This is a genomic window from Corallococcus sp. CA041A, assembly GCF_003612075.1.
Taxonomy (GTDB): Bacteria; Myxococcota; Myxococcia; order Myxococcales; family Myxococcaceae; genus Corallococcus; species Corallococcus exiguus.
On sequence record NZ_RAWF01000329.1, the window covers coordinates 1 to 10,098 of the forward strand.

At 69.5% G+C, this 10,098-nt stretch carries 11 protein-coding genes; 3 read left to right on the plus strand and 8 right to left on the minus strand.

Features of this window, described 5'->3' with window-relative positions; genetic code table 11:
- On the plus strand, positions 1–646 hold a 646-nt coding region (locus tag D7V77_RS37115), incomplete at its 5' end, for a hypothetical protein (RefSeq protein ID WP_120580978.1).
- A gap of 9 nt (positions 647–655) precedes the next feature.
- Here the strand turns inward: D7V77_RS37115 and D7V77_RS37120 are convergent.
- The 6 genes from D7V77_RS37120 to D7V77_RS37145 form a co-directional block, all read right to left on the minus strand.
- On the minus strand, positions 656–856 hold the full coding sequence (locus tag D7V77_RS37120; protein ID WP_120580979.1) for a hypothetical protein: 201 nt from the start codon (positions 854–856) through the stop codon (positions 656–658).
- Positions 853–1,710, minus strand: coding sequence for a hypothetical protein (locus tag D7V77_RS37125; protein WP_120580980.1), 858 nt, complete (start codon positions 1,708–1,710; stop codon positions 853–855). The genes D7V77_RS37120 and D7V77_RS37125 overlap by 4 nt, the downstream gene beginning before the upstream one ends.
- Complete coding sequence (locus D7V77_RS37130) at positions 1,707–2,825, minus strand: pilus assembly protein (RefSeq protein ID WP_233597468.1); 1,119 nt, start codon at positions 2,823–2,825, stop codon at positions 1,707–1,709. The genes D7V77_RS37125 and D7V77_RS37130 overlap by 4 nt, the downstream gene beginning before the upstream one ends.
- The gene (locus tag D7V77_RS37135; RefSeq protein WP_120580982.1) at positions 2,798–4,432 is read right to left on the minus strand and encodes a pilus assembly protein; all 1,635 of its coding nucleotides are present in this window, start codon (positions 4,430–4,432) and stop codon (positions 2,798–2,800) included. The genes D7V77_RS37130 and D7V77_RS37135 overlap by 28 nt, the downstream gene beginning before the upstream one ends.
- Before the next feature lie 35 nt (positions 4,433–4,467).
- Positions 4,468–5,292 carry a TadE family protein gene (locus D7V77_RS37140; protein WP_120580983.1) on the minus strand — a complete coding sequence of 275 codons (825 nt, stop codon included), beginning with the start codon at positions 5,290–5,292 and terminating at the stop codon, positions 4,468–4,470.
- A 174-nt stretch (positions 5,293–5,466) separates the two neighbouring features.
- Entirely contained in the window at positions 5,467–6,090 is a 624-nt protein-coding gene (locus D7V77_RS37145; protein WP_199733954.1) for a TetR/AcrR family transcriptional regulator, read from the minus strand.
- A gap of 107 nt (positions 6,091–6,197) precedes the next feature.
- Here D7V77_RS37145 and D7V77_RS37150 point away from each other — a divergent pair, with 107 nt between their 5' ends.
- The gene (locus tag D7V77_RS37150) at positions 6,198–7,184 is read left to right on the plus strand and encodes an NAD-dependent epimerase/dehydratase family protein (RefSeq protein ID WP_120580985.1); all 987 of its coding nucleotides are present in this window, start codon (positions 6,198–6,200) and stop codon (positions 7,182–7,184) included.
- Positions 7,185–7,194: 10 nt separating this feature from the next.
- Here D7V77_RS37150 and D7V77_RS37155 read toward each other — a convergent pair whose 3' ends face one another.
- Positions 7,195–9,084 (minus strand): chloride channel protein, encoded by a 1,890-nt coding sequence (locus D7V77_RS37155; RefSeq protein WP_120580986.1) that lies wholly within the window; start codon positions 9,082–9,084, stop codon positions 7,195–7,197.
- A complete protein-coding gene (locus tag D7V77_RS37160) occupies positions 9,071–9,574 on the minus strand; it encodes a MarR family winged helix-turn-helix transcriptional regulator (RefSeq protein WP_233597469.1) in 504 nt (167 codons plus the stop codon). Before D7V77_RS37160 ends, D7V77_RS37155 begins: the two co-directional genes overlap by 14 nt.
- A 348-nt stretch (positions 9,575–9,922) precedes the next feature.
- Here D7V77_RS37160 and D7V77_RS45215 point away from each other — a divergent pair.
- Positions 9,923–10,098, plus strand: a 176-nt coding sequence (locus tag D7V77_RS45215; protein WP_233597470.1) for a transposase, incomplete at its 3' end; no start/stop codon positions are given.

Sequence of the window (10,098 nt, forward strand, 5' to 3'; positions counted from 1 at the left end):
CACTACGACGGTGGCCACCTCCGACGCGGGAACGCCCGCCCCCGAGGATCCGCCCATCGCCCCCGAGCGCCTCGCGGAGGCACGCGCCCTGGTGCCGCCGCTGCTGCTCTACGGCCAGCTCCAGCCCGTCGTGGGCACGTGGGTGGAATACACCGTCCGTTCGAAGCAGGTCACCTTCCCCGTGCGCGCCGCCGTCGTGGGCGAGACGCCGCGCGAACGCGACACGCTCTACCAGGTGGAGCTGGACTACCAGACGACGCCCCGCGCCCTCATCATCGCCTGGGTGGCTCGCGCCGGTACCGGCCGCGCCGTGGTGGAGCGGCTGGCCATCACCGTGCCGCCCAACACCCCCGTCGCCATCCCGGTGGACCTGGTCGCGGACCACGCCGCGCTCCGGGGCGCGCCCGTCCGCCAGCGCGACACCGACCTGCGCACCGGCCTCTTCGCTGGCAAGGGACGGGAGCAGACCTTCCGCCTGGCGTCCGGCGAGCAGGTGACCGTGGTGACGGCGGCCACGGTGCCGGTGTTCGGCGTGGAGTCCCTGCGCGACGCGGAGGTCACCTGGACGGCGCGCAAGAGCGGCACCGGAGCCCGTCCCATGTTGGACGTTGTGCCGCTCACGCTGCCCCGGCTGCCTGTGCCCTGAGCCGGGGCCTCAGCCGAAGGGGTAGCCCAGCACGCAGTAGAAGCCGCGGATGTAGATGGTGAGCGCCGCGAACATATCCGGCGCGAACGTGGTGATGGAGACGCCGGTGAGAATGAACACCATCAGCAACACCGTGAACTCCGCCATGGCCTGCCCCCGCGAACGGGGACGCCGCAGCCACCGGTAGCCTCGCGACAACCAGCCATTCATCGATTCGACTCCTGGGGAAGAGGGGCACGTTCCATCACGAACGTGATGAGGGATTCGGGGGGACCGTCCTTGTCGAGCGGCGACAGCGTCAGCGACAGCCGCTCACCGGGGCGCTCGAACTCCAGGAGCTCCACGCCCTTCGCCAGGCGCCCGCCCGAAGGCATGTAGCCGCGAGAGGGCATCTGCGCCCGGTAGAACTCCGCGAGCATCGCGGGCGTGCCATGCGCCACCTGCGTGAGCGTGGTGCTGCCCGCGCTGGCGCCGCCGCTGCCTTCGTCCAGGCGCAGCACCGTCACCACGCCCGGAGGCTGCGGCAGCGACGCGGGCGCCGTCCCCTGCAGGTGGATGCCCTCGGGCGCCTCCACCAGCGAGGGGAACACCAGCGTGCGCGTCGTGGCACCGCCCGCGCGGATGGTGGTGACGGCCACCAGCGCGCCCATCCGCTCGTCGTAGTAGTTCACGGAGCCGCCACCCGAGCCGTCGTCCTGCGTGACGATGTTGCGGCCGCGCAGCCGGAACTCCCGCGCGTAGTACTCCAGCACCTCGCCCGGCGGATGATCCGTGTCGAAGTAGCCCATCTCCATGGGGCTGCCATTGGTCATCAGCCGGCCCATGGGCACCATCACCGCGCCGGGGAAGGACGGCATCACGCGCATCAACTTGCCCACGCCCGCGTCAGGGAACGGCGGCGCCGGGGGCAGGGCGACCTCCGGCTGCGAGGGCGGCTTCGCCGGGAGCGCCGTCGCCGGAGCCGGCGGATCCTTCAACACCACGGCGGTGGCCACGAGCGCGAGCAGTCCGCCCAGGCCCAGCCAGCGCGTGAGCGCGCCTGTGCGGTCCGTCAGCCCACTCATGGGAGGGTGCAGGCGTCGTCGCTGTAGTGGAAGTACGCCGCCGCCGCGGAGGTGGACTTCGTGTAGATGGATTCCGGCGCGTTGGAGATGGTGGCGCCCTGGAAGAAGTTGCCCCGGCACCGGTACGCGCGCATGGGCCAGTTGGCATCCCGGCCGGTGGAGCTGGAGAGGCCACGCTTGGTATTGATGGCGCTGGGCTCGCAGTTGCCGTAGCAGTAGCTCGTGTCGTTGCGCCAGTAGGCGGCCTGGAGCACGTCGCCGGGCACCGTGCGCGTGGGCCGGACCGCGTTGAAGTTGCCCGCGGCCGGCACCTCGCGGATGACCACGGACTGGCGGATGTATTCATCGGAGAAGGGGAAGTCGATCCCCAGCACGCCCAGCACCGACCCGATGGAGTTCAGCGTCCCGCCGCTCACGCCCGCGTAGACGATGTTGCTCGAGCGGTCGTGCGTGAGCTGCTCCACGCGTGGATAGGTCTGCGCGGGATTCTCACCCGGCCCCCAGGCCCTCCACGTGTCGTGGTAGAGGTAGAAGTGCTCCTCGAAGTTGAGGTCCAGCTGATTGCCGTCGAAGCCCGTCGTGTAGAGCGCGATCTCCCGGGGAATGATGCGGTTGACCAGGCGGATCTGCACGTCCGTCTGGACCGCCCCGACGCTGGGGTCGAAGCCCATGTCCTGGGCCAGCTGCGCCGGCGAGCCGCCCAGCGCGCTGACCGCGGCGGCCGCGATGCCCCCCACGCCCGACTGCGCACCCATGTCGGACATCCCCACCTCTTCGAGCGGCGCCTCCGCGTTCCGGGCCTGGACGTTGATGGTGAGCCCGTTGCGGTAGGCCGTGCCCAGCGTGCCCGTCTTGGTGGAGCCGTCCAGGTCCTGGTAGCGCGTCCTCGCCTCGGCGACGACGGCGTTGAGGTCCTGGCGCACCGTGCGCTCGAAGGCCACGAAGCGCGCCATCTCCGCCATCTTCAGGCGCGCGCGCTGCACCTCCCAGAAGTAGTTCGCCCAGAGGACCAGCACGACGAGCAGCGGCGCCAGGAGCGCCAGCTCCACCGTCGCTGAACCCCGCGCCGCGCGGCGGCCCGGCCGCGTCAGTAGTTGATGCCGTTGAGCAGCCATTCGCTGTCCTCCCAGGCGGGCACCATCCACTTGAGGTGGTCTTCGTCCCAGTGCGTGTTGATGGGCGCCAGTCGCGCGGTCCAGAGCGGGTTGAAGAAGTTGGGCTCCTCCTTCCACGCGTTGGGCCGGTGGTAGATGGCGCGGCCCACCGCCATGGCCATCATGCCGCCCGTGCGCTCGCGGAAGTCCGCCGCGTAGCCGTCCTGCTTGCCGCCCACGTAACGCCAGGTCATGTCCAGGTACGACTCGCGGATGCCCTCTTGGGTGTTCTCTTTGAGGAGTTTGTCGTACTCGCCGCTGCCGCTGCCCGCCATGAACGCGTTCTGGGACAGGTTCTCCATCTCGTAGACCGGCTTGTTGCCGGTGCGGTCCGCGCCCATGTCCTTGCCCAGGACGATGAGGTTGCACGGGTAGCCGAAGTGGTTCTGCCGGGGGGTGACGAAGCTGGTGTCGGACGTGACGAACGGCGTGATGCCCATCCAGGGGTGGTGGTCATCCGTCTTGTTGGAGCCGTATTCCTGGTGGAAGCCGCCCCGGTTGTCCGCCGCCGCCCGGAAGCGCAGCCGGAAGACGTCGCTCCAGCCGAAGATGAAGCAGGTGGGGCGCACCTCGATGCGGATGTCGTCCGACGCGAAGAGCTGATCCTTGCGGTTGTTCTCGAAGTTCTCGTCGAAGCTCTTGATTTGACTGTCCGCCGTCTTGCGGATGCGCAGCTCGCCAATGACGACGCACAGCCGGAACTCCCATCTGCGCCCGATGAGGATGGGCCCCTCGCCCTCGGCCGTCCACCGCCGGCGCACGCCGTTGGCCAGGTTGCCCATCAGCAGGCGGTACTTGGCCATGTTCGGATCCGACAGCTTGTTGCCCGTCACCAGCTTCCCCCGCGTCATCATGCCGGTGGGGTCCACACCCATGGTGGGACTGCTGCTGAAGGGGCCGTCGTCCAGGACGTGCAGGAAGTTCTTGGCGTTGGAGTAGTTGATGTCGGTCGAGTTCTTGAACAACGCGGAGACCGTGGCGGTCTTCGTGAAGGAGTCCCCTGAATTCATGTCCTTGGTGACGACCGCCTTCGGGTCGGTCGTCTCGATGACGTTCCCGTGCCCCTTGGAGGTGTAGAGGTCGAAGAGGGTGCCCGTCAGCATCGCCTCCTGGGCCAGCCACAGCGCGATGTTGAGCGCTGTCAGCACCGGGATGAGTAATCGGGAGACGGTCTCCACCGTCACCTTCCACGTTTTTATCGCCGTGGAGACGGCGGCGAAGACGGCGCCGATGCCTGGGATGTATTGCAGGTACTTGGCCGCCACGCCGATGGTGCGGTCCAGGTACACCGCGTGGCTCACGTAGGACATCACCGTGAGCATCGCGGAGTAGTGCACGATCATCGCGCGGTTGGTGTACGCGAGGAAGTTGTAGGCCCGCGCCTCCTTCACCGCCAGCGAGTACGCCTGCGCGTCCGCGGCGTCCTGCAGCTTGATCTTCTCGTACACGCCCTGGCCGATGTTCACCGACACCATGACGGTGACGGCCAGCACCAGCATGACCACCACCCCCAGCACCATGGCCTGTCCGCGCTCGTCGCGCCGCAGCCTCCGCAGAATCCGAAACATCGAGGGGGTCCTTCTGGCCGGCGCCGGGGGAGACGCTAGCCGTCCACGGCGCACGCGTTGGGGCCGTGCGAGCCGCTGTTGAGGAGGTTGGACTGCATGCGCATCGAATAGGTCGCGACGACGGGGATGGCGAAGACGTTGCTGTCCGCGAGCGTGCGGATCTTCTTGTGGTCCGGGCTCTGGCCCGCGCCCGCGTCCTCCAGGTGGTCCGTGAGGCTGCCGCCGTTCACCTTCTGGGTGGTGAAGTTGACGCCCCGCATGGCCAGGCCGTTCAGCGCCTCGCGGCCCATGTAGAACGCGTGCAGCTGCCAGTTCGCGAACGGGATGCGCATCTCATAGAAGTAGGTGATGCGCACCGTGAGGAGGTTGGCCTCGATGACCTGCGCATTGCGGATGTCGTCGTAGTCCACCTCCAGGCCCTGCATGTGTGAGCCGTAGGAGGCGAAGAGGGTGGGCAGCTGGCTGCGCCGGGGGTTGGTCACCTCCACCCGCACGCGCTCCAGGTCCACCTGCTGGAAGCGCTGGTTCTGGGCGGCCTGGCTTCCGACCGTGTACGCGTCATGGACCTTCGCCACGTTGATGAGCGTGTCCACCCGGCCCTTGCCGCCGGAGCTGGGGGGGCCCAGGGTGGGCAGGACCGCCGCGTAGGCGGCCTTCTTCATGATCTCGCAGTCGCCGCTGTTGACGATGCCCGCGCGCGCCGCCCGGTACGCGGCGTACTCCGTCATCAGCCGCGCGTGGTGGAGCGTCCCCAGCTGGAGGATGCCCAGGATGAGGAACACCATCACCGGGATGACCAGCGCGGACTCCACGAGCACCTGGCCCGACTCACCGGGATGGGTTGAAAGGGACCTTTTCATGGGACGTCCAATCTTCACACGGCGTGTTACCGGGATGCCAGTCGGCGGCCCTTCGGTCGCCCGCCAGCCTCCCCCATGAAACAGGGCCCTATCCAATACACGACGTAAAAAGACGGTATCGGGCACGTGGCCGCGCCGTGCCGCGGGACGCCACCCGGCGGGTGGAGGCGAAAGCTACCGGGAGCGCCGCGCGGGCTTCGGGCCCTGCACCAGCGAGGCGACGAGGGTTCGCGCCAGCGCCTCCGCCGGTGAGCCCTGGAACCCGGAGCAGGTGAGCTTGAGGCTGATGATGCCGTGCAGCCCCGCCCAGAAGACCTCCGCCAGCTGCTCCGCGGGAGTGGCCTCCGGGGCCCGGCCGGCTGCCTTCAGGTCCTCGAAGGCCCTCACCAGCAGTGCGAAGGACCGGGGGCCCTCGCCGTGCTGCTTGTCCTGGAAGAGCTCCGCGGACAGCTTGGGGTCCTCCATGAAGATGAGGCGGTAGGTCTCCGGGCGCTCCAGGCCGAAGGCCACGTAGGCCTCCGCCATGCGTGACAGCCGCTCCACGGGCTCCTTCACGGTGGCCGGCGGCTCCAGCGCCGCGAGCAGCTCCTGGAAGCCGCGCACGCACAGCTCCCGTGCGATGGCGTCGCGGTTCTCGAAGTGCAGGTAGAGCGTCGCGGGCGCGTACTCCACCGCGTCCGCCAGCTTGCGCATGGAGAGGGCCCCGAACCCCTCCTTCATCACCATGTCGCGAGCCACCCGGAGGATGTTCTCCCGCAGCTCCGCCCGCTGTCGCTCCTTGCGCTCCGTGATGCCCATGTCACGAGGGTAGGCCTTGACGTAACGAACGGACAGCAATAAATGAACGGCGTTCACCGAACGGTGTTCATAAAAAGTTCGACCGTTCAATTTTCCGGGAGAGCGACATGGAAACGGTGGCGTTGTTCGGCGCCTCGGGCGTCATCGGTCAGTCCGTGGCGCGGGCGCTCCAGGCGCAGGGGCGGGCCTACCGGGTGGTGGGGCGCTCGGAGGGCAGCCTGCGCAGGGAGTTCGGCGCGGATCCGCGAGCGGAGGTGGTGATGTGGAATCCGGAGGACCCGGCCTCCATCCGGGCCGCGGCGCGGGGCGTGCGGACCCTCATCTACATGGTGGGGGTGAACTACTGGCAGTTCCACCTGCACCCGGAGTTGATGCGCCGCACGTTGGACGCGGCCATCGCGGAGGGCGTGGAGCGGGTGGTGCTCATCGGCACGGTCTATCCCTACGGCCTGCCGCGCACCGCGACGGTGACGGAGTCCCATCCGCGCGAGCCGAATTCCTACAAGGGGCGCATGCGCAAGGCGCAGGAGGACCTGCTGCTGGAGGCGGACGCCGCGGGAAGAATCAAAGGCACCATCCTCCGGCTGCCGGACTTCTACGGGCCAGGCGTGGAGCGCAGCTTCCTGTACCGGGCCTTCGTCGCGGCGAACCAGGGCAAGCGCGCGCCGCTCATCGGGCCGCTGGACACGCCGCATGAGTTCGTCTTCGTGAACGACGTGGGCCCCATCGTCACCGCGCTGATGGACGAGCCGCGCGCGTACGGCCGCTTCTGGAACCTGGCGGGCGCGGGCGCCACCACGCAGCGCGAGATGGTGAAGGAGATGTTCGCGCAGACGGGCCACGCGCCGAAGACGATGGCCATGGGGAAGGGGATGGTCCGGCTGGCGGGCCTCTTCGATCCCTTCATGCGCGAGCTGGTGGAGATGTACTACCTGCTCACGAACCCCGTGCTGATGGACGACTCCGCGCTGCGCGGCCTCTTGGGCACGGTGCAGAAGACGCCTTACGCGGAAGGCATCCGCCAGACGCTCGCGGCGCTGCGCCGCGAGCAGGAGGCGAAGGCAGGTCCGGCCCGGGTCGCCGCGACGACCTGAGCCGGAGCGCTCACGCGGGGCGGGGCGCCGGAGGACGCGTGGGGCCCAGGCCGCGCTCCCGCGTGCGTTCGTTCGCCAGCCGCTGCCGGTGGCCCGCGAGCAGGTCGCTGCGGGTGAGGATGCCCACGACCTGCTGGGGCTGCGCGCGGGAGACGACGGGCAGGCGGCCCACGCCCTCGTCCATCATCAGGTCCGCCGCCTCGCGCAGGGAGCTGTCCTCGAAGACGACCGCGGGCGGCCGCTTCACCACGTCTCGCAGCCGCCGGCCTTCGCTCGCGAGGCCATCCAGCAGGTCCCTGCGCGTGACGACGCCCACGAGCGTCCCTTCCCGGGACACGACGGGGAAGCCCTGGTGTTTGGAGCCCGAGGCGTCGGACGCAAGCCACGTGCGCACCTCTTCCAGGAGCATGTCCGCCTGCAGCGTCACCACGAGCTTGAGGCCGTGGTCGCGCACGAGCGCCGTCCCCAGCGCGTCCGCGCCCAGCTCCGTGGGGATGCGGGCGCCTCGGCGGGCCAGCTTCTCCGTCATGATGGAGTGCCGCATGAGCAGCGCGGACACCAGGTAGGACGCCGCGCAGCCGGCGAGCAGCGGCAAGAGGCCCAGCGGCTGCCGCGTGGTTTCAAAGGCGAACACCACCGACGCGAGCAGCGCGCGTGACGCCCCCGCGAAGAGGGCGGCCATGCCCACCAGCGCCGCGACGCGCACGTCCACGCCCAGGCTGGGGAACAGCTGCGTGGCCAGCAACCCCAGGCCGGAGCCCAGGCCGCCGCCCAGCGTGAAGATGGGCGCCAGCGTTCCTCCTGAAGTGCCGCTCCCCAGCGCGACGGACCAGGAGATGAACTTGAGCGCGCAGAAGACGAGCATCGCCGTCCCCACGAAGCGGCCGGACAGGATGTCCTCGATGTTGGTGTAGCCCACGCCCAGCGTGCGCGGGGACACGAAGCCCACCACGCCCACGACGATGGCGCCCAGCGCGGGCCACCACATCCAGTGGATGGGCAGCTTCTCGAACATGTCCTCCAGCCAGTACACCGCGCGCGTGCACGCCACGGAGGCTGCGCCGATGAAGAGGCCCATCACGCCGTAGAACGCGAGCGCGCTGCCGGACGGAGTCGTCAGGTCCGGGATGGCGAACGCGGGCGCGCCGCCCATGAAGGCGATGCGCACGCCGGTGGCGGTGGCGGTGGCCAGGGCCACGGGGATGACGGAGCGGGGCTTGAACTCGAACAGCAGCAGCTCCACGGCCAGGAGCACGGCGGACACCGGCGCGCCGAACGTGGCGGCCATGCCCGCGGCGGCGCCCGCGGCGAGCAGCGCCTTGCGCTCGTCCGCCGTGACGTGGAGCACCTGTCCCAGCAGCGACCCCAGCGCGCCACCCGTGGCGATGATGGGCCCCTCCGCGCCGAACGGGCCGCCGGTGCCGATGGCGATCGCCGCCGACAGGGGCTTGAGCAGCGTCATGCGGGGCGGGATGCGGCTCTGGTTGAACAGCACCTGCTCCATGGCCTCCGGGATGCCGTGGCCCCGGATGGCCCGCGAGCCGTAGCGCGCCATCAACCCCACGATGATGGCGCCCGCCACGGGCACCAGGATGACCCAGCCGCCCAGCGTGTTGTCTCCGGGCGACACCGGCTGCACGGACAGGCGCCCGAAGAAGGCCAGGTTGGTGACGAAGTGGATGAGGGAGCCCAGCCCCTGCGCCACCAGGCCCGCGACGACCGCGAGCACCACCGCCATGCCGCTGATGAGCACGGTGCGGGAGTCCACCGACACGGAGACGGGAGGGGTGCGCAGGCTGGCGAGCGCGGGGCCCATCGACGGGGCCACGGGGAGGCTGGAACGCGCCTCCGCGCCCTCGCCCAGGCCCTCTTCGATGCGTTCCCCATCAGGTTTCTTCATCGGTGTGCTCCTGTGTCTTTCCGCGCCGCGAAGGGCGCGCGTTTTCTTCCTCGAAGAAGAGCGGGGCCACGTCCCCGTCGAGCCCCAGGGCGCGCACCCATGCGTCCAGCCCCTGGACCAGTCCCGCGCGCACGTCGGGCTTCATCCCGCGCAGCCCGGAGATGAGCCGGGCCTGGGCCATGGGCGGCGCCTTGCGGATGAGCGCGCGGCCCTTGGGCTCCAGCGCCACCTCCACGCGGCGGCCGTCCTCGTCGGAGCGGCGGCGGCTCACCAGCCCCTGCTCAATGAGCCTGGTGACGACGACGGACACGCTGCTCTGGTGCGTGAGCGTGCGCTCCGCGAGCGTATTGATGGAGCAGGGCCCGCTCTCCGCCAGTTCCTGGAGGATGAAGAGTTGGGCGCCGCTGATACCGACCAGCCGTTCGGAAGCGCGAGCGGAGACTCGCAGCAGCCGTACCAGCCGCCGCACGCCGTCCATGGCCGCGCGCACCTCTCCGGATACCTCCGGGGGTGGTGACGGTCGATTTGTATGGGAGCCCATATAACTGCCCGCAACCTACGGAGCAGGGGAGGCGGACACAAGCGAAAGTGCGGGGGATGCCTGGCTGCCTGGGGGCTGGGGAGTGGTTCACCGTCGGAGCGCACGGCCGGTACGTGTCACGACATGAACGACAGCGAGGCCCGGACATGAAGCCCGGGCCTCGCGAGGAAACGGACCGCGGCTCAGGTGCCGGCGGTGAGGGACTGCTCGGCGGCGGGGTGCTCCTCGCTGCACACCTGTCCTCCGCCCCAGGGATTCCTGAGACACCTTTCTGGGGGATAGCCTCCCCCTCGTGAGGTGGATGTGAAGAATCAGAAGCAGGACAGGACGGCAGAGCGCGGTCGGTTCTCGGCGAAGCGGAAGAAGGAGGCCGTGCTCCGTCTGCTCAAGGGCGAGGAGCTCGACGCCCTCTCCCGAGAGTTGGGCGTCACGGCAGCGGTGCTGAGCGAGTGGCGGGAGAAGTTCCTGGCTGG

Excerpts from the sequence above, each read along its gene's own strand:
- D7V77_RS37120 (WP_120580979.1), bottom strand. The coding sequence starts at position 856 with ATGAATGGCTGGTTGTCGCGAGGCTACCGGTGGCTGCGGCGTCCCCGT.
- D7V77_RS37125 (WP_120580980.1), bottom strand. The coding sequence starts at position 1,710 with ATGAGTGGGCTGACGGACCGCACAGGCGCGCTCACGCGCTGGCTGGGC.
- D7V77_RS37130 (WP_233597468.1), bottom strand. The coding sequence starts at position 2,825 with ATGGCTGCTCAACGGCATCAACTACTGACGCGGCCGGGCCGCCGCGCG.
- D7V77_RS37135 (WP_120580982.1), bottom strand. The coding sequence starts at position 4,432 with ATGTTTCGGATTCTGCGGAGGCTGCGGCGCGACGAGCGCGGACAGGCC.
- D7V77_RS37140 (WP_120580983.1), bottom strand. The coding sequence starts at position 5,292 with ATGAAAAGGTCCCTTTCAACCCATCCCGGTGAGTCGGGCCAGGTGCTC.
- D7V77_RS37145 (WP_199733954.1), bottom strand. The coding sequence starts at position 6,090 with ATGGGCATCACGGAGCGCAAGGAGCGACAGCGGGCGGAGCTGCGGGAG.
- D7V77_RS37150 (WP_120580985.1), top strand. The coding sequence starts at position 6,198 with ATGGAAACGGTGGCGTTGTTCGGCGCCTCGGGCGTCATCGGTCAGTCC.
- D7V77_RS37155 (WP_120580986.1), bottom strand. The coding sequence starts at position 9,084 with ATGAAGAAACCTGATGGGGAACGCATCGAAGAGGGCCTGGGCGAGGGC.